The organism is Methylocella silvestris BL2 (assembly GCF_000021745.1).
In the GTDB taxonomy this organism is placed as follows: Bacteria; Pseudomonadota; Alphaproteobacteria; order Rhizobiales; family Beijerinckiaceae; genus Methylocapsa; species Methylocapsa silvestris.
The window spans coordinates 1,785,052-1,809,891 of sequence record NC_011666.1 but is presented as its reverse complement, the minus strand read 5'-3'; the positions used below and the strand labels follow the sequence as shown (position 1 = coordinate 1,809,891).

At 64.2% G+C, this 24,840-nt stretch carries 21 protein-coding genes; 11 read left to right on the top strand and 10 right to left on the bottom strand.

The annotated features are described in order from the left end of the window. Positions 1–10: 10 nt before the first annotated feature. Both MSIL_RS08520 and MSIL_RS08515 read right to left on the bottom strand, forming a co-directional pair. The gene (locus tag MSIL_RS08520) at positions 11–439 is read right to left on the bottom strand and encodes a SufE family protein (protein WP_012590690.1); all 429 of its coding nucleotides are present in this window, start codon (positions 437–439) and stop codon (positions 11–13) included. Between the two features lie 111 nt (positions 440–550). Further along, positions 551–859, bottom strand: coding sequence for a hypothetical protein (locus MSIL_RS08515; protein ID WP_012590689.1), 309 nt, complete (start codon positions 857–859; stop codon positions 551–553). A gap of 335 nt (positions 860–1,194) precedes the next feature. Between MSIL_RS08515 and MSIL_RS08510 the strand changes: the two genes are divergently transcribed. Together MSIL_RS08510 and MSIL_RS08505 are read left to right on the top strand one after the other, a co-directional pair. Next, the gene (locus MSIL_RS08510) at positions 1,195–2,679 is read left to right on the top strand and encodes a sensor histidine kinase (protein ID WP_012590688.1); all 1,485 of its coding nucleotides are present in this window, start codon (positions 1,195–1,197) and stop codon (positions 2,677–2,679) included. Further along, a complete protein-coding gene (locus MSIL_RS08505) occupies positions 2,672–3,358 on the top strand; it encodes a peptidoglycan-binding domain-containing protein (RefSeq protein WP_012590687.1) in 687 nt (228 codons plus the stop codon). The genes MSIL_RS08510 and MSIL_RS08505 overlap by 8 nt, the downstream gene beginning before the upstream one ends. A 79-nt stretch (positions 3,359–3,437) precedes the next feature. Here the strand turns inward: MSIL_RS08505 and MSIL_RS08500 are convergent, their stop codons facing one another. Further along, complete coding sequence (locus MSIL_RS08500; RefSeq protein ID WP_012590686.1) at positions 3,438–5,060, bottom strand: inorganic phosphate transporter; 1,623 nt, start codon at positions 5,058–5,060, stop codon at positions 3,438–3,440. 17 nt (positions 5,061–5,077) lie between these two features. Here MSIL_RS08500 and MSIL_RS22240 point away from each other — a divergent pair, with 17 nt between their 5' ends. Beyond that, positions 5,078–5,683 carry a DUF2267 domain-containing protein gene (locus tag MSIL_RS22240; protein ID WP_341871988.1) on the top strand — a complete coding sequence of 202 codons (606 nt, stop codon included), beginning with the start codon at positions 5,078–5,080 and terminating at the stop codon, positions 5,681–5,683. A gap of 350 nt (positions 5,684–6,033) precedes the next feature. Continuing rightward, on the top strand, positions 6,034–6,243 hold the full coding sequence (locus tag MSIL_RS21260; RefSeq protein ID WP_012590683.1) for a hypothetical protein: 210 nt from the start codon (positions 6,034–6,036) through the stop codon (positions 6,241–6,243). A 176-nt stretch (positions 6,244–6,419) separates the two neighbouring features. Here MSIL_RS21260 and MSIL_RS08480 read toward each other — a convergent pair whose 3' ends face one another. The 3 genes from MSIL_RS08480 to MSIL_RS08470 form a co-directional block, all read right to left on the bottom strand. Beyond that, positions 6,420–7,001: a DUF1254 domain-containing protein gene (locus MSIL_RS08480; protein ID WP_012590682.1), complete on the bottom strand. Its 582-nt coding sequence runs from the start codon at positions 6,999–7,001 to the stop codon at positions 6,420–6,422. Beyond that, entirely contained in the window at positions 6,998–7,576 is a 579-nt protein-coding gene (locus MSIL_RS08475; protein ID WP_012590681.1) for a DUF1214 domain-containing protein, read from the bottom strand. The genes MSIL_RS08480 and MSIL_RS08475 overlap by 4 nt, the downstream gene beginning before the upstream one ends. Positions 7,577–7,697: 121 nt before the next feature. Further along, a complete protein-coding gene (locus MSIL_RS08470; RefSeq protein WP_012590680.1) occupies positions 7,698–9,926 on the bottom strand; it encodes a transglycosylase domain-containing protein in 2,229 nt (742 codons plus the stop codon). 321 nt (positions 9,927–10,247) lie between these two features. Between MSIL_RS08470 and MSIL_RS08465 the strand changes: the two genes are divergently transcribed. The 4 genes from MSIL_RS08465 (at position 10,248) to MSIL_RS08450 (ending at position 15,914) form a co-directional block, all read left to right on the top strand. Further along, the gene (locus MSIL_RS08465) at positions 10,248–10,772 is read left to right on the top strand and encodes a YcgN family cysteine cluster protein (RefSeq protein WP_012590679.1); all 525 of its coding nucleotides are present in this window, start codon (positions 10,248–10,250) and stop codon (positions 10,770–10,772) included. Positions 10,773–10,933: 161 nt separating this feature from the next. Continuing rightward, complete coding sequence (gene rocD, locus MSIL_RS08460; protein WP_012590678.1) at positions 10,934–12,166, top strand: ornithine--oxo-acid transaminase; 1,233 nt, start codon at positions 10,934–10,936, stop codon at positions 12,164–12,166. 77 nt (positions 12,167–12,243) lie between these two features. Further along, positions 12,244–15,372, top strand: a complete 3,129-nt coding sequence (gene putA / locus MSIL_RS08455; protein ID WP_012590677.1) for a bifunctional proline dehydrogenase/L-glutamate gamma-semialdehyde dehydrogenase PutA — start codon at positions 12,244–12,246, stop codon at positions 15,370–15,372. Positions 15,373–15,587: 215 nt separating this feature from the next. Continuing rightward, complete coding sequence (locus MSIL_RS08450; RefSeq protein ID WP_012590676.1) at positions 15,588–15,914, top strand: YnfA family protein; 327 nt, start codon at positions 15,588–15,590, stop codon at positions 15,912–15,914. Positions 15,915–15,983: 69 nt separating this feature from the next. Here the strand turns inward: MSIL_RS08450 and fliI are convergent, their stop codons facing one another. The 4 genes from fliI to olsB form a co-directional block, all read right to left on the bottom strand. Next, on the bottom strand, positions 15,984–17,333 hold the full coding sequence (gene fliI / locus MSIL_RS08445) for a flagellar protein export ATPase FliI (protein ID WP_012590675.1): 1,350 nt from the start codon (positions 17,331–17,333) through the stop codon (positions 15,984–15,986). Continuing rightward, positions 17,330–18,055 (bottom strand): flagellar basal-body rod protein FlgF, encoded by a 726-nt coding sequence (gene flgF, locus MSIL_RS08440; protein WP_012590674.1) that lies wholly within the window; start codon positions 18,053–18,055, stop codon positions 17,330–17,332. Before flgF ends, fliI begins: the two co-directional genes overlap by 4 nt. A 3-nt stretch (positions 18,056–18,058) precedes the next feature. Beyond that, entirely contained in the window at positions 18,059–18,838 is a 780-nt protein-coding gene (locus MSIL_RS08435) for a DUF1217 domain-containing protein (RefSeq protein WP_012590673.1), read from the bottom strand. A 157-nt stretch (positions 18,839–18,995) separates the two neighbouring features. Beyond that, complete coding sequence (gene olsB, locus MSIL_RS08430) at positions 18,996–19,910, bottom strand: l-ornithine N(alpha)-acyltransferase (RefSeq protein WP_012590672.1); 915 nt, start codon at positions 19,908–19,910, stop codon at positions 18,996–18,998. A gap of 243 nt (positions 19,911–20,153) precedes the next feature. Between olsB and MSIL_RS08425 the strand changes: the two genes are divergently transcribed. The 3 genes from MSIL_RS08425 (at position 20,154) to MSIL_RS08415 (ending at position 24,779) form a co-directional block, all read left to right on the top strand. After that, positions 20,154–20,930 (top strand): lysophospholipid acyltransferase family protein, encoded by a 777-nt coding sequence (locus MSIL_RS08425; protein ID WP_148213058.1) that lies wholly within the window; start codon positions 20,154–20,156, stop codon positions 20,928–20,930. 277 nt (positions 20,931–21,207) lie between these two features. Continuing rightward, entirely contained in the window at positions 21,208–22,725 is a 1,518-nt protein-coding gene (locus tag MSIL_RS08420; protein WP_012590670.1) for a hypothetical protein, read from the top strand. A gap of 395 nt (positions 22,726–23,120) precedes the next feature. Continuing rightward, the gene (locus tag MSIL_RS08415; protein ID WP_012590669.1) at positions 23,121–24,779 is read left to right on the top strand and encodes a ferritin family protein; all 1,659 of its coding nucleotides are present in this window, start codon (positions 23,121–23,123) and stop codon (positions 24,777–24,779) included. The last annotated feature ends 61 nt before the right edge of the window (positions 24,780–24,840 follow it).

The window sequence follows — 24,840 nt, the reverse complement described above, 5'->3', positions numbered from 1 at the left end:
GCCCTGCCGGTCAGGCGGCGTTGGCGGAGGCGCTGCGGGCGTCCGTCTTGATGCGCTCGACCATCGCGCGCACGCCATTGCTGCGCTGCGGCGTCAAATGAGCCGATAATCCAAGCGACTTGAAAAGCTCCTGCGCGTCGGTCGCAAGGATTGCCTCCGGCGTGTGGCCGGAATAAAGCGCAAGCGTCAGCGCGACAAGGCCGCGCACGATATGCGCGTCGCTATCGCCCTTGAAGGTCAGAACGCGCTGTCCAGACGGATCGGAGCCCCTCGAGGTTTCGATCCAGACCTGGCTGGCGCAGCCGCGCACCTTGTTCAGATCATTATGCGCGGCCTCGTCGAGCGGCTCCAGCGTGCGTCCGAGTTCGATCAGGTAACGATACCGATCGTCCCATTCTTCAAGGTAGGTGAAATTCTCAATAATCTCGTCGAGGGTCATGGCGAAGCGCGCTGGCTGAAAGTCCGAATTTTCCTTTATATGTGCGCAACCGCGAAGGGACGAAAGAAAAATCTGCGGCCAAGGGTATCAGCCCTGGCGCCAGCCCCTTTGTCAGCGTGGCTCGGCGGGGCGCGGCGGCGGCTTCGGCTTTGCCTCCGCCGAGAGAGCCCCAACTGAAAGGGAGGCGGCGGAACCCGCCGCGAATTGCCCGAGCCTCGCCGCGGCCTCAAGGCAAGCGGCCGGCGCTTTGGCGCAGGCCGAGGCGCCCGTGGTCCGCGCCTCGTCGATCGCGGCCATGATGGCGGCTTTGGCGCCGCTTTGCAGCGCGGCGGAGATTTGGCCTATCAAGGAGTTTTCGGGCCAAGGCAGGAATGCGAACACGATGGACAGCCAGAAGACGGATCGGATGAGAAACCACATCGACCGGCTAAGCTCCTGGCGGGATCGTGTTCCCGCGCGTCGACGGCGTTGATCCGAATAATGAACGCCAAGCGTTCAAACAGAAGCTTTAGACCAATCTTCATTAACATTTCGCCAAACCGCCAAACTCCAAGCGCGGGTGCGGGATCGATCGAGATTCGGCAAGGATTCCTACACCATAGCCCCATTTTGCGGGACGCTCACGCCGCGTCGCGGCGGTTTTGCGCGCCAATGATGCTGGGGCGCCGCAGCAATTTAGGGGGACCTTAAGACGCGGGCGCCAGTCTGCGCCTCGAACCGCCGCGGCATCGCTTGCGGCGCCCGCGGAGCAGAATGTGGGTTTGCCCTCAAATCTCGAAGTCCTTATCGCGCGCTTCATCCATGCCGGGGCAGCGCGCGCTCGCCGGTTGATCGAGTCCGATCGCCTGGAGTGGGACATGGGCGAAAGCCCGGCGCCGGCCCATTCCGGATTCGCGCGGGACCGCGAGCGCGGCGGGATGCGGCCTTCGCCGTCCTCGCGGCTAACCCTTGCGCGCGCGCATCTCGACGCCGCCATGCGTCGGCTGCGCGGACAAAGCCGCGTCGCGCCCGCGCCGCTTCCCGCCGAAAGCTTCGCGGCTCTGCACGAAAGCGTCGGCGACGTCGTCCTTCTGCACGACCGAACCGGAGCCGTGCTCTCGATCGCCGGCAATCGCCAAAGCCTGTTCGGCCTGCCGGCCGCCGATCTCATGGGGCGCGGCTTTTTCGAGCATGTGCATGTCGCCGACCGGCCGATCTTCCTCAAGGCGATCGGGGAAGCGAGCTTCAGCGATGCCCCGATCACTGTCGCCCTGCGTCTCCGCGCCTCGAGCCTTGATCGCGGCGACTATGCTGAGCCTGTGTTTCTCTGGCTCGACATGCGGGCGCGGCGCTGCGGCAAGCATTCGCCGGAACGAAGCGCGGTCGCGATTTTCCGCAACGTCACCGACGCGCATTGGCGCCAGGACGAGCTCGATTCGGCGGGGACGGCGGCGGATCTCTCCAAGGACCATTTTCTCGCCAATGTGAGTCATGAGCTAAGAACGCCGCTGAATGCGATCATCGGCTTTTCCGAGATTCTGGGCGATGCGGATCAGGCTCCGCGCGACCCGGCCAAGCAGCGCGAATATGCGGCGATCATCCATCGTTCGGGCCAGCATCTTCTGTCGGTGGTCAATTCGATCCTCGATTTGTCGAAAATCCATTCCGGCTCCTTCGATCTGTCGCCGTCGCATTTCGGCGTCGCGCCTCTGGTCGAAGTCTGCTGCGACATGGTCAAGCTGGAGGCGCAGGACCGCCATATCGAGTTGAAGCGCGTCTGCCCCGAAGGTCTCCCGGAGATCGTCGGCGATAAACGCGCCTGCAAGCAGATCGTGATCAATCTGCTCTCCAATGCGGTCAAATTCACGCCCGCCCATGGCGAGGTCTCGATCAGCGTCAGCATCGAGGACGAAACGCTCCTGATCGCCGTCGCCGATTCAGGTGTCGGCATCAATGAGCAGGATTTGGCGCGGCTCGGCAACCCCTTCTTCCAGGCCAGGGGCGCGCTGGATCGTCCGTTCGAGGGCACTGGATTGGGGCTTTCGATCGTCAGCGGCCTTGTCGGCCTGCATGGCGGTTCGATTGCAGTCGCAAGCGAACCGGATCAGGGCACCTGCGTCCTCGTCCGCCTGCCGGTGGACTGCCGCGCCGCGGTCGACAAGGCGCGGCCTTCGGCGGAAATCGAAACCATTGCGCGCTATCGTCGAGGCGACGAGGAGCATGATCTCGTTCAAAAAGTGATGGTGAAGAAAATTGCGTGAAGCACTAGCCGCCGCCGATCATGATTTCATCCTGAGCGAAGCCCCAAGGCCGAGGCCGCGGGCAAGACGCGCCGGCGGCGCGGGCGCGCGGAAGCGCGCCTCGCCGCACGCCGGACGGACGACGCGGCGCCTCTTCGGCGTGATCGCGAGCGCGCTCTGCGTCGCAGCGCTCGGCGGCATCGTCATCAACGCCTTGACGCTGCAGAGAGCGCGCCACCCGGCGCCGCTGTTCGGCGCCGTCAAGGAGCGCGTCGCCGAGCCGCAGGCGGCGGCGCCTCCGCCCGTTCCCGCGCCGCGGCCGCAGCAATTTGCCCCCGTTCGGGCGGAGACCGAGGCGGCGGGCGCCGCCGAAGACAAGCCTGCGCCGCGCCCGCGCGAGGCGCAGGCGCCAGCGCCCGCCAATCCAGCGCCGCAGGCGAAGCCGCATGACGCCATCTCGGAACTGTTGCTGACCGGCGCGGCGCATGAGGCGCCGCCGGCGGCCTCGAAATCGGTGCTGGCGGCGCAGAAGGCCTTGGTCAAGCTCGGCTATGTGCTGAAGCCGGACGGCGTGATGGGCGCCTCGACCCGGCAGGCGATCGAACGCTATGAACGCGATCGCGGCCGGGCGCCCCATGGCGAGCTGACGCCCGCGCTGGCCCGCGCCCTCAGCGCGGAATCCGGCTTGCCGATCAACTGAGGCCGACCTGCGACGTAAAAAGGGCGTGACGGCCGCGGCCGCCACGCCCCTTGTTTTGGCGCCGAAACGAAATCCCGGCCTAAAACAGATGGCGGAAGATGAAGAACAGCAGCGCCGACAGGGCTATGGCGCAGGGCAGCGTCAGCACCCAGGCGAGCGCGAGGCTGCGGATCGTGCTCATCTGCACGCCGGAGCCGTTCGCGGCCATGGTGCCCGCGACGCCCGATGAGAGAACATGCGTCGTCGAGACCGGAAGGCCGAAGCTGTCGGCGGCGCCGATCGTCGCCATGGCGACGATCTCCGCGGCGGCGCCCTGGCCATAGGTCAGATGCGTCTTGCCGATCTTCTCGCCGACGGTGATGACGATCCGCTTCCACCCGATCATGGTGCCAAGGCCAAGCGCGATGGCGACCGAGACTTTCACCCAGTCGGGGATAAATTTGGTCGCCGAGTCGAGGCCCTTTTTATAGTTGGCGAGAACCGCAAGATCGGCTTTCGACAAGTCGCTCGCCTTATCCTTTTGCAGCACGCGGATCGCCTCCGACGCGAGATACATATCGTTTCGCGTGTTGCCGACGGTTGCGGCCGGGATCGCCGCGATCGAGCCATATTGCTGGATCTGGCTGGCGATGTCGCGGATCAGAACGGCGAGGGAAGGCAGCGTTCCCTCGTTGAACTCATGCGAGGCGACATAGGCGGTCACGGCCGGGCGCGGATCGCCGATGATGTGATGGCCGCCGGCGACAGTCTCGACCACTTTCGAGGCCGCGGCGGAGTTTTCGATGAAGCTGACGATCTGGCTTTCCGGCAGGGCGCGGTTCAGCGCATAGGCGGTCGGAACCGTGCCGATCAGGATCAGCATGATGAGGCCCATGCCTTTCTGACCGTCGTTCGAGCCATGCGCGAAGGAGACGCCCGCCGAGGTGAAGATCAATAGTCCGCGGATCCACAGCGGCGGCGCGGCGTTGGCCTTAGGTTCGCTGTAAAGCTCGGGCCGCCTGATCAGCACCTTCATGGTCAAGAGCAGGAGCCCGGCGGCGAAGAAGCCGACCGCGGGCGACAGCAGCAGCGCATAGCCGATTTCCGTCGCCTTGCCCCAGTCGACGCCGGCGGTGCCGTCGCGTCCGCGCATCAGGGCGTTGGCGACGCCGACGCCGATGATCGAGCCGATTAGCGTGTGAGAGCTTGAGGCCGGCAAGCCCAGCCACCAGGTGCCTAAATTCCAGATGATCGCCGCGATCAGCATGGCGAAGACCATGGCGAAGCCGGCGTCGGAGCCGACCTGCAGGATCAACTCCACGGGCAGCAGTGAGACGATGCCGAAGGCGACCGCGCCCGTCGAAAACAGGACGCCAAGGAAATTGAAGAAGCCCGACCATACGACGGCGATCGAAGGCGCGAGCGAATGGGTATAGATGACGGTCGCGACCGCATTGGCGGTGTCGTGAAAGCCGTTGACGAACTCAAAACCCAGCGCGATCAGAAGAGCGAGGGCGAGCAGCAGGAACGGCAGCACGCTGTTGACAGGCGTGCCCGACGCCTGAATATCCCGAAAAATGCTGAAAGCGGTGAAGAATAGGCCCAGCGCGAGAACCGCGAGGAGAACCACGACCGTCTTCATCGACATGGGCCGGTTGAGGTCTGGCTTCGCCGAATGCGGCTTCGGCTCCGCCAGAATCTCCGACGAGGAGAGGGAAGTCATCATCGCTCCTTAAGATTATGCGCCGAGCGCGGACCCGGCCAGATTATGCGCCGGCGGCGCTCTTGCCTATCCCTGCCGCGCGACGGTTCGATGACAAAATCGGGCGCCTTTTCCGCTTGCGCGCAGAGCGCTTGATTTTTTCTTCGGGTCGCGGTTTGGCTCGCTGCATGCTTGGCTCTGCCGCGCATGTTTTGCTCAATCGCGCCGCCGCCCATCGGCGCCCGCCTCCAAAGGACGACGGCATGGAAGACCTCATTGCCCGAATTTCCGCCACGGCCGGCATCGAGCCCGACACCGCGCGAAAGGCCGTCGGCGCGATCCTGGCGTTTTTACGCAAGGACGGCCCGCAGGACCAGATCGATGACCTGTTCAGCCGCTTCCCCGGCGCTGCGGAGGCGGCTGCCGCCGCGGGCGCCGAACAGAGAGGCATGCTGTCTGGCCTGATGGGCATGATGGGCGGTGGGCTTATGGGCCTTGCCGCGCGGCTCTCGGGGCTCGGCCTCTCCATGGCGCAAATGCAGGAGGTCGGCCGCCTTCTGTTCGCCTATGCCGAAGAAAAGGCGGGCGCGGAGCGCGTGCGCGCGGCCGCCGCCGGCATTCCCGGCCTTAGCCAGTTTCTCTGACAGCCGCCGACCGTCAGACGCTGCGTTGCAGTGGAGCGCAAGCTCCAGCCCAGTTTGCCGGCGTAAAGTCGTGATCTCGCGGTCGGCCCGTCAGGCGCGTTCACGGCCCGGCGGGAGCGCTCGATCGCGACCGGTCATCGGCGCGCCTGAAGATAAGGTGCGATCGCTCACAGCCAGCGCCGCAGGGGCCGCTAAACTGCTCCTGTCGCTCTTGTTTTGAATGTTTAAATCGATTGCTCTGTTTGTGAAACGGCCTCGGAAACTTTGGCAAGCGCGGCGCGGTACTGTGATCGAAGATCGCCAGATTGGGCTCGGCGGCGCGAGCAAGACACCGTTCGGAGATGACTGGGATGGGTGAGCTTCTAGCCTTCAAATTGCCGGCGCGGAAAAGCCGGACCTTGCGTCCTTCGCAGACGGGCGCGATCCTCTTCTTCACCGGCGTTCGCCGGGAAATCATGGTGGAAGCAGCCGATTCCCGGCGGCGAAAAGCGTCGCCGCATGAAGAGGCCATCGCCGCCGCGGCCGCTTCTCGCCATGGGGACACCCAAGCGCAGTCCTGAAGCCGGCGCATCGACGCGGGCGCGGCGTCGGGCCCGGACGATGGTCTGGAATATTTTCTCGCCGGTATTGCAGAGTCCGCGATCGGCGAAGCCGCCGGGATAAGAGCGAGCGTTTTCGTCATTCGATGGGTCAATTGGATCGCTGCAACTGCCGGCAAAAAGCCGCCGCGGCGCGATCAATCCGGCGGCGCCTCGGGGGCGCAAGTCATCGCCGCGACCCGCTGGCGCGCCTCCGCCGTCTCACTGGGAAAAGCAGCCAGCGCGTTGACGAGGACGAATCCCTTGATCGTTGGCGCGATAAGGCGGAGCTCCTGCGCCGGCTCGTCATCGTCGTCGCTGTCAGCCTCAAGCGCCTCCAGCTGCTCGCTCGTCAGCAGCAGAACGTCGATCCTGCCGTGCTGCGCCGCCCGGTCCGTCATCGAATAGAAGTTTTCGCCGGAGGGCGTACGGAAAGAGAGCGTCAGCATGCGGTCGGCGTCGATCTCGCCGGAAACGCGGACCGGCCCGCGCGTCAGATCATAGAGACAGGCGCCCTGCGCCATGGCGGGATCGGAAAAGGGCGCCCATTCTGCGCCCGGCCGCGCCAGCGGCAACAGGCTCATCTCGCCGGGCTTTGCCAGCGCCGACAGGCGGCTGACCGGATCATTGCCGAGGCGCTTTGGCAAGGTGAAGACCGCGATGAGATGAACCACCACCGCCACCAGCGCGACGCCAAGCAGCCAGAGCAGGCCGGCGAGAATGCGGTCGAGCCTGTTCACCGGCAGGCCCCCCTTTTGATCGTCGGCAGGTTCGCGGCGTCGAACGAGAGCATCGACGTGCTGAATTCCGACTCATAGAGGCGCAGATCGAGGATGAACGGATCATTTTCGGGGAGCGGAATCCAGTTGCCCGGCCTTGCCCGGCGCGACAGAGCAATGGCGAAGGCGCCGTCCGCCGCCCGCAAAATCTCGCTGGAGGTGAAGCCGCTGCGGTTTGAAGGGTTGGCGAAAAGCCTGCCTTGCGGCGTCATCACGGTCAGCGTCCAGTAACGCGCCTGCGGCGTCTGTCCGCTGACGATATAGTCGCATCCGGGCTCAAGATCGCGGCCTTCGCTGTCGGCGCGGGCGATAAAACTCAAGCCTTCGGAGGCGCCGAGCGGGATCTCGCCGGACTTTGCCAGCATGGCGCGGGCGTAAGGGTCGACGCCGCGGCCGCCGTTCCTTGGCCATGCCGTCCACGGCCCGGCCGTCACGGCGCCGAAGCCGAAATCGTTCTGCAAGGCCGCATAGGTGACGCCAAGACCGATCAGGGCGCCGACGAAAGCTGCGAGAATGAATTTGCCGATGAGAATCACGGAGCCAGTCTACCTGTAGAGCGGGACGCAACGCATGACGCTCGTGATTCGTGTTTTATTGTGGCGTGAGGCGCGCGCGAATAGCGCGCAGGCCGGGCGGCAGGTCAAATTCGGTCGGCGGTCAACCGCCGCCGGGCTGCGCGCCCGTATGCGAGACGGAGGCGGCGTTGGCGGCGCCGAGCCCGGCGTCTTCCCGCCGCTTCTCGGCGTCCGCCATCGCCGCGCCGATCGCGCGCAGCGTCTCGGCCGACCGTGACGACAGGCTCGCCGGCCGTTGCGGCGCGCCTGCGGCCGGACCGCCGGCCGCCACGACGGGGGCAGGGCCGGTCGGCGCCGGACGCCCGGGCAGCGGCTTCAATTCGATCCCCTGATGGGCATAAGCCATGATGTCATGCCATGTGCCGGCCGGAAGCGAGCCGCCGGTCATTTTTTCCATTGGCGTATCGTCGTCATTGCCGAACCAGACCGCCGCGACATAATTGCCGGTGTAGCCGATGAACCACGCGTCCTTATAGCCATTGGTCGTGCCGGTCTTGCCGGCGACCTCGATATTGTCAAGCTGCGCGCGCTTGCCGGTGCCGGCCTGGACGACTTGCGTCATCATCGAGACCATCGTTTCGATGGTCTCGCGCGGGATGATCTGGCGGGGCTGCGGTCCGTCGCGGTCATGGCGGTAGATCTCCTCGCCGCGGCTGTTCAAGATCTGCACGGCGGCGAAGGGCGGAGCGCGCAGCCCGCCATTGGCGAAGGTGCAATAAGCGGAGGCCATATCGATCACTGTCACTTCTGCCGCGCCGATCGGCAGCGAGACCGTATCGACGAGAGGCGTCGTCAGGCCCATTGCGCGCGCCGTCTCGATGATTTTGGCGCGGCCGCGCTTGGCGCTTTCAAAGACGTTATTGTGCCCGGGGACGGAATCGGCGGCGCCGATCGCGACGGACAGCCGCACCGCGACGGTGTTCAGCGAGCGCGCCAGCGCCGTCACAAGCGGCAGCGAACCGGCATAGGTGTTCTTGTAATTGCGCGGGCACCAATTGCCGATGCAGATCGGCGCGTCGACGACGATGGTCGTCGGCTTGAATTTTCCGGTCATCAGCGCCGTCAGATAGACGAAGGGTTTGAACGAGGAGCCGGGCTGGCGCAAGGCGTCCGTCGCGCGGTTGAACTGGCTCGCGCCATAATCGCGCCCGCCGACCATGGCGCGCAGGGCGCCGTTCGGCTCGAACACCACGACGGCGCTTTGCTTGGCGTGGTAACTCGGCCCCGACTGGCGCAACTGGTCTTCGATCGTCGCGTCGGCGTGTTCCTGCAGGCCGGAGTCGAGCGCCGTCCGGACGGTCAGCACGCGCTCGTCGCCGAGCTTTCCCTCCTCGCTGAGCTTCTTCACCTCTTCATAGGCGTAGTCGAGATACCAGTCCGGGCTCGTCGTCTTGTTGCGGTCAACCGGCGTTGCGGGATTGCGCAGCGCCGCATAGATCTGCCCCTCGGTCAGATAGCCGGCGTCGACCATATTGCTCAGGACGTCATGCGCCCGGGCGCGCGCGGCCGGCAGATTGACATGGGGCGCATATTTGGTCGGCGCCTTGAACAGGCCGGCGATCATCGCCGCTTCCGCCAGCGTCAGGTCCCGCACCGATTTGCCGAAATAAAATTGCGAGGCGGCCTGCACCCCGAAAGCGCCGCCGCCAAGATAGGCGCGGTCGAAATAAAGCTGCAAAATCTGCTTTTTGGAGAGCCGGAACTCGAGCCAGACGGCGAGATAGGCTTCCTTGATCTTGCGCTCGAGCGTGCGCTTGTTGGACAGAAAGAGGTTCTTGGCGAGTTGCTGCGTGATCGAGGAGCCGCCCTGCACGACCGTATCGGCGCGCGCATTCACCGTCAGAGCGCGCGCGGTGCCGATGATGTCGACGCCGAAATGCTCGAAGAAACGGCGATCCTCGGTCGATAGCACCGCGTCGATCAGATTTTCGGGCAGTTCCTCGAAGGAGACGGAATCGTCGTGCTTGATGCCGCGCCGGCCGACTTCCTGGCCGTAGCGGTCGAGAAAGGTGATTGCGAGATCCTGTTTCTTCAGCCAGTCGTCCGAGGTTTCGCGGAAGGCCGGGATCGCCAGCGTCAGGGCGACAATGCCGGCGCCGATGCTGAGCGTCAGCGTCTCGCAGGCAAGCTCAACCGCAACGCGCCGCCAGCCTGCGACGTGGAAGCGATCCATGAAGGCGGAAAAGGCGGCGTAGCGCTCCTTCGACCGCTCGCCGCTGGCGAACATGGACGAATCGATGAAGGCGTCGAACGCGAGCAGCGCCGTGGCGGCGCGTTTCCAAAGCCGCGTCTCGCGAAGACCCTTAAGCACTTGCAAGACCCTTAAGCACCTGAATGAACGCTCCGGAAATAGCTTGGGCGAAGGTTGAAGGCCCGTGCAGGCGGACGACGCTCGCAGCGGAAGGACCCAGGGGATGGAGACCGCCGCAGCCGATTATATAGATCATTCCGGCCGCTCGAAGGCGCAAGCGGCAGTTTAGCAAGCGGCTTGACGATTGTCACAAGGAAGCGCAAGCCCTCGGGCTCACCCGCATGCCGAATGAAATGGAAAGGCGCTCCCTCCGCCGTGCCGCGATCCTCGCCCAATTCCCGTGAAAAATGCCCCGCCGCGCCGGCTGCGGAGAAGCCGGGGATGGCGCTTTCGCCAGAGGAGCCGAAAATCGCCGCGGCGCCATTTTGGCGGCAAAAATCTCTCGAAGAAATGAACAAGACGGAATGGGAGAGCCTTTGCGACGGCTGCGGCCGTTGCTGCCTCGTGAAGCTCGAGGATGAAGATACGGGCGAGATCTATTTCACCGAGGTCGCCTGCAGGCTGTTCGACGCCAACGCTTGCCGCTGCTCCGATTACGCCAATCGCCGCCGCAGGGTGCGCGACTGCATCAAACTGACGCCGGAGACGGCGCGCGCGCTATCCTGGCTGCCGCCCTCCTGCGCCTATCGCCTCGTCGCCGAAGGCCGAGATCTTTATTGGTGGCATCCGCTCGTATCGGGCTCGACAGAGACGGTCCATGCGGCGGGCGCGTCGGCGAAAGGCAAGGTCGTCGCGCTCGAAACCGAGATTGCCCTCAACGACTATCCGCACCACATAGTAAAATGGCCGGGCAAACTGCCGCGGGCGAAAAAGCCCGCGCGGCGCGTGGCGAATGGCGCCGGTTAGCCTCCTGGACGCCGCAAAGCTTCTCCGCTGCGCTGTTTCGACGCGGCAGGGCGCGCTGCAGCCTTAATCCGGCTCTGTTTTGGCGATCGGCGATTTGCGCCATGATCTGCCCCCAAAGGCGGCGTAAGCCACGCAGTTAATCTTCTAAAGCAGAGCTCGTTATGTCCGGGCAGCAGGCGATCAACCGCGAACATGTCTTCGGCGCCCAAAATTACGCGCCGCTTCCGGTCGTGCTGTCGCACGGGCGCGGCGCCCATGTTTTCGATGTGGACGGACATCGCTACATCGACATGATGAGCGCCTATTCCGCCGCGAGCTTCGGTCATCTGCATCCGCGGCTGGTGAAGGCCATGCGCGACCAGCTCGAGCGGCTCGACATCGTCTCCCGCGCCTTTCACTCGGATAACCTTGGCGGATTCTGCCAGGAGCTTGCGCAATTTGCCGGTCTCGACTCCTGCCTCGTGATGAATACGGGAGCCGAGGCGGTCGAGACGGCGATCAAGGCCGCCCGGCGCTACGCCTATGACGAACTCGCGATCCCCGCCGACAAGGCCGAAATCATCGTCGCTTATGGCAATTTCCATGGCCGCACGACAACGATCGTCGGCTTTTCCGACGATCCCAATTCAAAACGCGGCTTCGGGCCATTCGCGCCCGGCTTTGCCTCGGTCCCTTTCGGCGACGCCGACGCGATCGAGCTTGCGATCAACCGCTGCACCGCCGCGGTGCTGGTCGAGCCGATCCAGGGAGAGGGCGGCGTCATTGTCCCGCCGGAGGGCTATCTCGCCAATCTGCGCCGCATCTGCGACCGGCACGGCATTCTGCTTCTGTTCGACGAGGTGCAATCGGGCTTTGGCCGTACCGGCCGCAATTTCTGCTTCCAGCATGAAGACGCCGTCCCGGACGGCCTCATCGTCGGCAAGGCGCTCGGCGGCGGCCTGATGCCCGTTTCGGCGTTCATTGCGCGCCGCGCGCTCATGGATGTGTTCACCCCTGGCAGCCATGGCTCGACGTTTGGCGGCAATCCGCTCGCCGCCGCGGTCGGGCGCGCGGCGATCGCGTTGATGCAGGAGGAACAGCTGGCCGAACGCAGCCGCGCGCTCGGCGAAGTTTTGCTCGACGCCCTGCACCGCATCCGCCATCCGGCGATCATCGCGCTGCGCGGCAAGGGCCTTTGGGCCGGGATCGAGCTTGACCCCGCCCAGGCCAAGGCCAAGGAGGTCTGCCTCGCCATGATGCGTCGCGGCGTCCTTGCCAAGGAGACGCATGAGAGCGTGCTGCGGCTGGCGCCCCCCCTCGTGATCGAGGAGCGGGACATGCTTCAGGCGGTAAGCGTGCTCAGCGAAGCGCTGGATGAAGTCGCCGTCGTCCGTCCGTCGCGCTACGCCGGCTGACGCCTGGCGCGAACGAGCCGCGGCCCGCGACAGCAGATCGACCGGGCCATTTCGCCAACTCATGAGGCTAGCTCCCCATGACTTCCGACGCCGTCGTCGCCCCATTTTCGGTCCCTTATGCGCCACCGGACGAGCCGATCGCCGCGCGCCTTCTGAAAGGCGACGCCCTCGACGCCGGGGCGGAGGCGCGGATCGACCAGCTTGGCCGTCGCTTGATCGAGGCCGCGCGCGGCGCGAAAACTGCCCGTATCGGCGGGCTTGAGGATCTGCTGCGCGAATATTCGCTGTCGACGGAGGAAGGCGTCGCGCTGATGGTCCTCGCCGAGGCGCTGCTGCGCGTGCCTGATTCCCTGACCGCCGACGCCCTCATCGCCGAAAAGATCGGCGCGGCGCGCTGGACCGCGGAGGGCGGCCATGAGGCGGAGCCGCTGGTTGTCTCGGCCGCGGCCTGGGCCTTGGGAGCGACCGCCCGCATGCTCGACAAGGGCAAGACGGCCGAAGGCGTCGTCGCTCTGGCGGCGAAGCGCTTGGGGCTGGGCGCGCTGCGCGCCGCCGCGCGGCAGGCGATGCAGTTGATGGGACAGCACTTCGTCTTTGGCGATGAGATCGAGGAGGCGCTGCGCCGCGCATCCTCGCGCGAGGGAAGACGCCATCTTTACTCCTTCGACATGCTTGGAGAAGGCGCGCGGACCAAGGCCGACGCCGATCGCTATTTCCAGTCCTACGCCCACGCGATCGAAAGCGTCGGCGGCGCGCGGGGAGCGGGAGCGTCGGAGCGGCTTGGCGTTTCGGTAAAACTCTCGGCGCTGCATCCGCGCTTCGAGCCCGCCTGCCGCGAGCGCGTGATGAGCGAATTGACGCCGCGCCTGATCGACCTCGCGCGGCTCGCCAGGCGGCATGATCTGCAACTGACCATCGACGCCGAAGAGGCGGACCGGCTCGAGCTTTCGCTCGACCTCATCGAGGCTGCGCTGGCCGACGGATCGCTGAAAGACTGGGGCGGCTTTGGCCTCGCCGTGCAGGCCTATCAGAAGCGCGCCGAGGCGGTGATCGACCATGTCGTAGAGCTTGCCTCCAGACATCGCACGCGCATGACGCTTCGGCTCGTCAAGGGCGCCTATTGGGACGCCGAAATCAAGCGGGCGCAGGAGCGCGGCCTTGCCGACTATCCGGTCTTCACCCGCAAGGCGATGACGGATCTGAACTATATCGCCTGCGCGAGGCGGCTGCTGGCGGCGCGCGCGCTGATCGCGCCGCAATTCGCCACCCATAATGCGCTGACCGTCGCGACCATCGTGACGCTGGCCGGCGGCGTCGACGGCTATGAGTTCCAGCGCCTGCACGGCATGGGGGAAGAGCTTTACGCCGCGCTTCGCGCGGATTATCCGGCGCTTGCCTGCCGCATCTACGCGCCGGTCGGCCGGCATGAGAATCTGCTTGCCTATCTGGTGCGCCGCCTTCTTGAGAACGGCGCCAACTCATCCTTTGTCGCGCAGATCGGCGACCGCGATATTCCGGCCGCGGCCCTGCTCGAACGGCCGCAGAAAATCATCGGCGACGCCGACCGCGCCCGCGCCGCCGCGCTGCCGCCGCCGCAAGAGATTCATGGGCCGGAACGCAAAGTCGCGGCCGGGGTCGAGTTCGGCGACCGGCGGGCGCTGGGCGATCTCCTCGCCGCGATCCGGCAAACGCCGGAGGCGCGGCAGGCGGAGCTGATTCTGGCAGGGGGCAAGAGGGCGCCGAACCCGGCCGCCGGGCGGCGGCAGGCGATCTCGCCGATCGATGGCTCGGCGATCGGGCGGGTTGAGAACGCGGACGCGAGCGCTCTTGCGACGTTGATGCAGGAGGCGCAGGCCGCCGCAAAACTTTGGTCGAGGCGCCCCGTCGAAGAACGCGCGGCGCGGCTCGATCGCGCGGCGCAAAGGCTGGAGGCGGAGGCGCCGCGCTGGCTGCGCCTACTTCAGCTCGAGGCCGGCAAGACGCTTGACGACGCGGTCGCCGAGTGGCGTGAGGCGATCGATTTTCTGCGCTATTACGCGGCCTCGGCGCGCAAGGCGTTCGGCGCCGCGCCGAAACTGCCGGGACCAACCGGCGAGGACAACAGGCTGCATTGCCATGGGCGCGGCGTTTTCGTCTGCATCAGCCCGTGGAATTTTCCGCTGGCGATTTTTCTCGGACAGGTGGCCGCTGCGCTCGTCTCCGGCAATAGCGTCATTGCCAAGCCGGCCGAGCAGACGCCGCTGATCGCCGCCGAGGCCGTCGCGCTGCTGCATAAGGCCGGCGTTCCGGCCGGCGCGCTCTGCCTTGCGCAGGGAGACGGAAAAATCGGCGCCGCGCTTGTCGCGCTGCCGGGCGTTGCCGGCGTCGCCTTTACCGGATCGGTCGAAGCGGCGGCAAGCATCAACAGGGCGCTTGCCGCAAAGGATGGGCCGATCGCGGCGCTGATCGCCGAGACGGGGGGCGTCAACGCCATGATCGTCGACGCCACTGCTCTGCCCGAGCAGGTCGCGGACGATGTCGTCGCCTCGGCGTTCCGCTCGGCGGGGCAGCGCTGCTCGGCGCTGCGTTTGTTGTGCCTGCAGGAAGAGGTGGCGGATAAAATGCTCACGATGATCGCCGGAGCCGCCCGCGAGCTTCGCGTCGGCGATCCGCGCGACATCGGCGTGCAGATCGGCCCGGTGATCGACGCCGACGCCAAGGCGGCGCTGCTCGCGCACATTGAGGCGATGCGCGCGCAAGTGCAGAATGGCGTCATCGAGCATTTTGCTGGCGAAGTCGGCGCGACCGCGCCCGCGCATGGGTTTTATGTCGCGCCTCATATTTTTGAGCTCGCCTCGCCCGCAGATCTTAAAGCGGAAGTGTTTGGACCGATCCTCCATGTCGTGCGCTACAAGGCGGCGGAGCTTGACCTGCTGCTTGACGCCATCGAGGCGAAAAACTTCGGGCTGACGCTCGGCGTCCATTCGCGCATCGAATCGACCATCGGCCGCATCCTCGAGCGGCGGCTTGCTGGCAATTGCTATGTCAATCGCAATATGATTGGCGCGGTCGTCGGGACGCAGCCCTTTGGCGGCTTTAACCTGTCCGGCACGGGGCCGAAAGCTGGCGGGCCGCACTATCTGCAGCGTTTTGTCGTGGAACAGACGGTCACGATCAATACGGCGGCTGTCGGCGGCAATGTTCATTTGCTCAATGCGATCGACTGAGGCGCGCCAATATTTGGCGCAAGGGGCGGCGAGAGCGCGCGACGCTTGCTCATTCCAGATCTCTGCACGCGATTTGCAAGGCAAAACGCCGGCCGTCACGCGAAATCGCCGCCCCCTGTTCCTCGCCGTTCGTTAAGACGAAATTTTTGACGAATCGGAGTGAATTGAGGCTTTCAATCTTCGGCCTCCGCATGCGGCCGCGCCATGGAGACGCTATGCTGACCGCGCTCGTTTACGTCGCCGCCGCCCTTGCCGAAATCGCGGGCTGTTTTTCCTTTTGGGCCTGGCTGCGGCTTGGAAAATCCTCGTTATGGCTTATCCCGGGAACAGCCTCCCTGCTGCTGTTTGCCTGGCTCTTGACGCTGATCGACGTCAGCGCGGCCGGGCGCGCCTATGCCGCCTATGGCGGCGTCTATGTCACGGTCTCGCTGCTGTGGCTGTGGGCGATGGAGGGCGTGTGGCCCGATCGCTGGGATCTTGGCGGCGCGACGCTTTGCCTGATCGGGGCCGCCATCATCATCCTGGCGCCACGGCCGGCGTAAGGCCATAGGAAGAGATCAACCCCACGCTCCAGTCTCGCGCCGAATTGAATCGCTTCGACCCTACGGAAATCAGGACGCGCCTGTGAGACTCTGTGCGAGTTCGCGAAAGGCGTCGGCGCTTGGCGTTGATTGCGGCGATTGTTGCAGCGCCTTGTAGATTTTTGGCGCAAGCGCGACCGCCTGATCGAGATCTGCGTCCTGCCCCGCCTTGTAGCCGCCCATCAGGCGCAGATCGCTGCTGTCCTCGAAGCGCGCGATCATGCCGCGCAGCTTGACGACAAGATCGCGCTGTTCGGCCGTCCAGGCGATCTGCGCCAGCCGCGAGATCGAGGCGAGCACATTAACGGCGGGAAAGCGGCCCTGATCGGCGATCGCCCGATCCAGCACGATATGCCCGTCGAGCGTGCCGCGCACGGCGTCCGCCACGGGATCATTGTGGTCGTCGCCGTCGACGAGCACGGAGAAGACGCCAGTGATCGACCCTCCGCCTTCTTCGCCGGGCCCCGCGCGCTCGAGCAGTTTCGGCAAATCGCTGAAAACGCTCGGCGTGTAGCCGCGCGCGACGGGGGGCTCGCCGGCCGCCAGAGCGACGTCGCGCGCCGCATGGGCGAAACGGGTGACGGAATCGATAATCAGCAGCACGCGGTCGCCGCGATCGCGAAAGAACTCGGCGATCGCCATCGCCGTGCGCGGCGCGAGCCGGCGCATCGACGGCGTTTCGTCTCCCGTCGCGACGACGGCGACCGAGATCGGGCGATTGGCGGCAAGCGCGTCATCGAGGAATTCGCGCACCTCGCGGCCGCGTTCGCCGACCAGCGCGACGACGACGGTATCGAAATCCTTGGAGCCGGCGAGCATCGCCAGCAAGGTGGATTTACCGACGCCGGAGCCGGCGAATATGCCGATGCGCTGACCAGCGCAAAGCGGGGTGAAGATGTCGATGACGCGGACGCCCGTGCGCAGCGGCCATGCGACGCGCGCGCGTCGCATGGCGCTCGGCGGTGGGGCGTCGATCATGGCGCTGCGATCTCCCTGCGGCAACGGCCCGGCGCCGTCGATCGGCGCGCCGAAAGCGTTGACGACGCGGCCCTTCCAGCCCGGATGCGGCGCGATGCGCAGCGGTCCCGCGCGAAACACGCGCTCGCCGAGGCTCGTCAATGCGCCCGCCTCGAAGGTCTTGACGATGACGCCTTGCGCGTCGATCCGCACCACCTCGCCGCGATTGCGCGCGCCTTCGGCTTCGGGACCAAAGCGCACGCATTCGCCGAGCTTCACAAAGGATGATAGTCCGGCGACGCGGGCATGCGAGGGCGATAATTCGGTGACGGCGCCGCTGACGCGCACCAGCGGCTCCGCCGCCGCCTGCGTCATGGCCCGCTCCAGTTTCGCGAGCGCTCCGTCAGCGGGGCGATCGATCATGAAGTCGCGCCGAGCGTCTTAATGGCGTCTTTCAGGGAGGATTCCGATCCCTCTGTCGCCGAATGGATGTTCTCGAATGCGCGCGAGACCATGATCAGCTTGGCCATTTCGAGAATCGGATTGATGTTGGCTCCCTCGATAAAGCCCTGATGGACGCCATTGTTGCTGAAATCGAGTTCGGCCGTCGCCGGCAGATCGCTCATCACGCCGGAGTTGGTGTAGCGTTTGAGTTTGGCCTGTCCGTCGAGGCTGAAAATGCCGATCGCGCCAACCTGATGGCTGTTCTGCGTGATCATGCCGTCCTGCGCGATGGTCGGCGGCCCCGCGGCCGGATCGAGCAGGATCGGCGTTGCGCCGGCGTCGAGGACCGGAAAGCCGTCGACGCTGACGAGCGCTCCGCTCTCCTCCATATGCATGCGCCCGTCCTTGGTGTAGACGGTTCCGTCAGGCGTTTTCAGCGCAAGCCAGCCATGGCCTTGAACGGCGACGTCGAGGGGTCCGTCCGTCTTGATGGGAACGCCGCCGCGCCGCGAGATGAAGGATTCGCCATTCGAGACGAAGGCGACGGGATTGGCGCCGGCCTTGGACAGAAGCGATTTGAATTCGACCTCCTCCGCCCTGTATCCCGGCGTGCTTTGATTGGCGACATTCGCCGCGATCGTCGTCAGACGCCGGTCGAGCGCGACCAGCCCCGACAGCGAGACGTAAAGTCCGCTTTGCATGGATCAGCTCCCTCCGAGCTTGAGATTGGCGAGGCTCATGAGGAGGCTCTGGCTGATGTCCGGCGTTGACACTTCGAGCGCGGACGAGGGCGTCATGGAAACGCCCATGGGATGCTGGGCGTCATAATTGGCGGTGAACCGTTGAATCAGCTTTTGCAGCTTGGCGGGGTTCTGCAAATCGCCGATCTTGAACAGCGCATTGATGGTCTTGGCCTGCACGTCGATGTTTTGCTGCGACATCGACGCCGAGAGGCCGAAGGCGGTCTGCACGACGCCGAGCAGGGTCTTGTCGGCGAGGATTCCGTAAGCGCTTTTCACGGTTGGCGCGATTCGCTTGAAATAAAGCGCCATTTTGGCGCCGTCATTTTGTTTCCCGACATTCGCCTCGAGGGTCTGCTCGACGTAATTGTCTTTCGTCGTCTTCTGCGCCTCGGCCGAGATTGTTCCAACGGCGCCTTTGGCGGAAAAATTATAGGCGGCGGCCAAGGCTTTGTAGCGACCGCCGCTGAGGGTGTTTGCGAGGGACGCGCCGTCGGTAACGTCGCTGGTCAGGACCTTACGGATAAGGCCCTTGGCGTAGGCCATGTCGCTGAGGCCGTAGGCTTTCAGCACATAGGCGTAGAGCCTTTGATTTTTCATCAGGTCGTCGACCGACTTTACTTTGCCGATATTCGCCTCGTAATAAGCGGTCTCCCTTTTGGCGACTGTATCGGAGGCGGCGGTGGCGAGCGATTTGCTGAAATCCCGCGTCAGCATCGTGTAGTAAAGCGTCGAGTTCAACATGCCAGCGGTCCTGCAACGTCTGGCGCAGTGTCCCTCGCGGCCCTTGCGCGAGACTGACCCGCGCCTCTTCGCGCCAGTGTGGGCGGAAAGATTGAACGGCGCTCAAAGCCCGACGATTGCATTTTAAGCGAAGACCGGGCGCAACGCGCCCGCAGCGTCAGGCGAGGACGCTTTCCGGCCGCTCCATCGGCGCGCCGAAATAGGCGGCGTAGCGGTCTTCCATATCGGCCAGCGGCATGATGGTGAACACATCCGTCGCGCCGAATTGGGCGTCGACCACGGCGCCCGCGCCGAATTTTGCGCCGACCCGCAGATAGGCCTTGATCAGCGGCGGCAGCGCCGCCAGCGCGCTGCGGGCGTCGATCTCCTGCGGCTCCAGAATATCGACATTCGCCTCGCGCCCCGGCAGCGGTCGGACGTCCCAGGCTTCGGGCGCCTGAGCCTGGTGGCGCAAGAAACTCAAAGGGAGGGCGAGCGCCCGCGGATCGACGCCGGGCAGGCTGGCGCAGCCGATCAGCGCGTCGATGCGGTGGCGCGACGCGTAAAGCCAGAGGCCGCGCCACAATAATTCGATGACGCGCTTGGAGCGGTAGCGGGGATGAACGCAGGCGCGGCCAAGTTCGAGAAAGCGCGTGCCCTGGCGGCGCCTCACGAGCGCCGCGACGTCGAATTCGCGCTGGCTGTAAAAGCCGAAATGGCGTTCGGCGACGTCCTGCCGCAACAGGCGATAGGCGCCGACGATCTTCGGCTTCGGCCGGCCGAATCGATTGGTCCGTTCGAGATCGATGACAAGAAGATGGTCGCAGACCGAATCGAATGGGCAGATGTCGCGCCGGGTCAGCTTCGCCGCAGCGTCCGGCCGCGCGCCGCCTTCCTCGAAGAAAACCTCATAGCGCAGGCGCTGCGCCTTGCGGATCTCCTTCTTCGTCGTCGCGAGCCTGACCTCAAAAGGGCCGAAACGCGCGACGATAGCGTCGCTCGGGATCGCGGTTCGCCCGATGCGGGCGATGCGCGCGAAGCCGCCCGAGACGGGCGCGATCTCGCCGGAGGGCGCGTCGAAGGAGTGCGTCAAGTAATGATTCCGCTTTCGATGATCGCGTCCGATTTAGGATTTTGACGCAAAGCTTTGATGACGCGAATACGACAAATCATAGCGTTAGCGCTGTTCACCGTCATGAAACTGCAAGCCGGCGAGCATAAAGCTTAACCGATTGGTTCTCCTTGGGAGGCTCGCCTGGCCGTTCTGCGCGCTGTTCTGCTTGTGCTCGCCTTTCTTGTTTTCCTCTGCGTTGGAATTCCGGCGCAGAGCATCGCCATGCGGCTGCGCCGCTCCGCGCCGATAAATCCGTCGATTGTTTTCTGCCGCGTGCTGATTAGGGTTCTGCGCGTCAAGATCAGCGTTTCGGGCGCGGCCCATTCATCGCGTCCGCTGCTGCTCGCGGCCAATCATGTCTCCTGGATCGACGTTCTGGCCCTTGGCAGCCTCTCCGGCTTCAGCTTTCTCGCCAAGCGGGAGGTCGGATCCTGGCCGCTGATCGGCGCCATCGCCCGCCAGCAGGGGACGGTCTTTGTCGATCGAAAGCGGCGGCGGTCGATTCCCGCCGCCAATGCGGCGATGGCGGAGCGCATGCTCGAAGGGCGGCGGGTTCTGCTGTTTCCGGAAGGGACCACGGGCGACGGAAGGGCGCTTGGCGTCTTTCGCAGTTCGCATTTCGCCAGCGCCCGAGACCTCCTTGCGCGCGTGGGGGCGGCGGAGGCCGAGGACGTTGCCGTGCAGCCGGTGGCGATTTCCTATTCCGCGCTGTCGGCCGCCTGGCTTGGCGACGCCGCGCTGCTGCCGCATCTCTGGCAGGTTTTGACCGGAGAGCCGCTGCGCTGCCGAATCATGTTCGGCGAACCCTTGCGCTTCGCGCGCGGCGCGGATCGCAAGTTGATCGCCCGTGAGGCCGGCTCGCGAGTCGCACTGCTGCTGGCGGCGGCGCCAGCGCTTGCCGTAGCGGAATCCCAGCGCCAGCCGCGCGATGAGGCGCAGGCCGCCCCCGAAGCTGCCGCCGCCGCCGAACTTTGCGTCGAGGAGCCGAAGCTGGCGTAGATTTCGCCTCGCAATCTGGCGACAGCATACTGGGAAATTTTGCGCCGCAGCGGAAACCTGCATTCGGCGTGTTGCTAGCGTCCGCTCGCCCTTGCAGCGTGTTTCACCTCTGTTGCGAAACGCTACAACGCTACAGTTTCTCCACAAGCAAATATGCCGGATCTATTCGCTAAAGCATTGATCTCCCGCAAGTCTCTGGTCTGGCCCAAGCATTGCTCTGTTATCACGCGGACAATAATGGCGCGAAAACAATGCGCCGACGCGGGAGGGGTCCATCATGCGCCAGAGATCGCGCCACAGCGGGATTCAAAATTCGCTTCGACTCTTGCTTGGCTGCTGCATCGGAGCCGCGGTTCTCGTCGGCGCGCAGGCGCGGGCGGACGTTACCGACGAATTGATCGAGCGCCTAAAAGCCAAGGGCATTCTAAGCGGCGGCGACTATCAAAAATTAAAGCAGCGTCGCGCTGCCGAGGCGAAAGACGCCGGCCGCAAGCGCGAGGCGAAAGCCGCGGCGCCGAACGGCGCGGTCGCCGCGCCAGATCCCCACTTCATCACCGCGATCGACAAGGGCGTCGGCGTACGAATCGGCGACGTCGACGTCAAACTCTCCGGAGGCATCGACTTCTTCGCCGTCGAGCAGTTCAAGGGGCAGGTGACGGGTTCGGCCACGACCGGCGGCGTCGTCGGCGGCCTTGTCAACATCAACACCAGCACGGTCAATAATTCCAATTCAACGCGTGGCGGCATGCTCGGCAGTTCGCTGGTGCTCAGCCTGGCGACAAATCAGATGGGTTACGATCTCGGCGCGACGTTCGGATTTTATAGCGTCGGGACCAACGTCAATACCGGAGCATCGCCCTTCAACGCCAACAGCTTTGGCGTGGCCTACGGGCTGGGCACGGCGTCGATCGATCTGCGGCAGGTCTTCGGAACCATTGGAACGCCGGAGGCGGGCACCGTCAAGATTGGACGCGATCTCGCCTTCTTCGGGGGCGACATCATTTTGTATGATGCGATGCTGCTTGGCGTCGGACTTCCGTTCCGTAACGCCTCTCCAGGATTTACCTCCGGGCATATCGGCAGCGGCTATGTCTATGCGGACTGGATTCCGCAGATCAGCTATACGTCTCCAAGCTTTTACGGATTCGACGCCTCGGTTGGCCTGTTCACCCCGCTTAGCCAGGCCGCCGTATTTACGGGAACAGATTCCGGCAATCTCAGCGGTCATGACCAGCCGATGTTGCAAGGCCGCGTCCGATACAAGGGCGATGTCGCGCCGTCAGTCAAGCTGACGGCCTGGGTCTCAGGCCTGACCGAGCAGCAGCGCTCTGAGGGGCTGGTCGCCGGAGACGCCCTCCCGGCGGGCCAGAGAATTCGCGCCTCGGCAGTGGACGGCGGCGCCAAACTCGACATCGGCGACGCAAGTTTAGTCGGCTACGGCTATTATGGCGATGGGCTCGGCACCAGCGTGTTGTTTTTTGATGGAATCAGCCCGAACGGCCAGACCCGCGAATCCTACGGCTGGCTGGGTCAAGGAAGCTACACTTTTTTCGACAAACTGACGCTTGGCGCAAATTACGGCATCAGCTACCTCCAGTCGAACAGCTACGACAACGTTCAGAACTACAACGCTTTTATGCTGCGCTCCTATGAGTCCTATGTGGCCTTTGCGCGCTATCAGCTAACGTCCTGGGTCATGCTCGAAGCGAACTTCTTCCGCGGCATAGCGAAGAACCAGTCGGGAGGCGCGTTCAGTTCGAACGCGCTTGCAGTCGGAACGCTGTTCTCCTTCTGAGAATCTGGACGCTTGGAAGAGATCTTCCTTTTTCGTCCAGCCCCTCCTTGACGCCGGATCGTCCGACATCCGGCGCCTTTTTTATCACGATCGAAGCGGGGCTCGAAGATCCAACAGCGTCGCTTGTGTTGCGGCCTCGATGGAGATGTTGCGAGATTGTTTCGTCCCGCAACAAAGGACAATCGAAGATGCAGGCGCGTGACCCGATAATTGAACTAAGCGACTGATTTTATGTGAGGTTTACGCTGTGGCATACGAGTTGCGATTAAACATTGCGGAGAGAACCAAGCAATCGCGCCGCTTTCGCAAAGAAAGTTCGTTAGGCGCCGCGTAGCGGCAAAATAGCCGGCCGCGGCTCAACCACGAGGATCGTGGGCAAGGGAGGATCGAAAACCATGTCTTTGTCACTGAACAGCATAACGCAGCAAAAGGGAATCCCGATCGCCGAAGCGACGCGGCGCATCGCCGACCTCGGCTGGACGCCGACCTATGTCAAGGAGGCGATGACCTTCCCGACCGACTACAAAATTTCGAAGCATCCAAAGGATCCGATGAAACAGGTCCTGCGCTCGTACTTTCCGATGCAGGAAGAGAAGGACAACCGCGTCTATGGCGCGTTGGACGCGGCTCTGCGCGGCGACATGTTCCGCAATGTAGAGCAGCGCTGGGTCGAATGGATGAAGCTGTTTTTGGCCATCATTCCATTTCCGGAAATCTCCGCCGCCCGTTCGATGGCCATGCTTGGGCGCCTTGCGCCTGGCGACGAGCTGCGCACCGGCTTCACCATGCAGATGGTCGATGAGTTCCGCCATTCCACGATTCAGATGAATCTGAAAAAATGGTACATGGAAAACTATATCGATCCGGCAGGCTTTGACATCACGGAAGCCGCCTTTGGCAAGTGCTATGCGACGACGATCGGCCGCCAGTTCGGCGAAGCCTTCCTGACGGGCGACGCCGTGACCGCGGCCAATATCTACCTGCAAGTTGTGGCGGAGAGCGCCTTCACCAATACGCTTTTCGTCGCCATGCCCTCCGAGGCAGCTCGCAATGGCGATTATGCGCTGCCGACGGTCTTTCTGTCTGTGCAGTCGGATGAGTCCCGCCATATCGGCAACGGACATTCGTTCCTGATGTCGGTTCTGAACAACCCCGACAATCATCTCCTGCTTGAGCGCGATATACGCTACGCCTTTTGGCAGAATCATGGAATCGTCGACGCCGCCGTCGGCACGATCGTTGAATATGGGACGAAGCATCGCGACAAGAAGAAGGAATCCTACGCGGAGCTGTGGCACCGCTGGATTTATGAGGATTATTATCGCACCTACATGCTGCCGCTGGAAAAATACGGCATCAAGATCCATCACGACGATGTGCACGCCGCATGGGATCGCATCGTCAAGGAAGGCTATGTGCATAAGGTGGCGCAATTCTTCTCGGCCGGCTGGTGGGCCAATTTCTGGCGCCTCGAGGGGCTGGACGAATACGACTTCGAATGGTTCGAATATAAATATCCAGGCTGGTACAATGAATATGGCGCATGGTGGGAGAACTACCGGAAGCTGTCGAAGCCAGGCAGCGTTCCGATCACCTTCGCCGATACCGGCTATGTCTATCCGCACCGCTGCTGGTCGAACCTCGTGCCTTGCGTGATCCGCGATCAATTCACCACCGATGTCGTCGATGGCGAGCTCTACACCTACGGCCACGAAATCGACCGCTGGACGCACAAGGAGGCGTTCGCCGCCGAATATAAGGGGCGTCCGACGCCGGCGATGGGCCGCTTCAGCGGCAAGCGTCAATGGGAAGAGCTTTATGACGGCTGGGACGTCGCCGACGCCATCAAGGACATGGGTTTCGTGCGCCCGGACGGCAAGACGCTGATGGCGCAGCCGCATCTGTCCCTGGAAGAAAAGGACATGTGGACCCTCGATCATGTGCGCGGCTACACGATCAAGGCGCCCATCAAAGTGTTGCGCGATCTGTCGCCGGCCGATCGCGAGAAGCACATCGCCGAGTACAAGAAGGGCTACACCATCAAGCGCCTTTGATCGGGACCCGGACCGGCGCCTCGCGGCGCCGGTCCGGCCAGTCATGGGAGGCGATGGATTG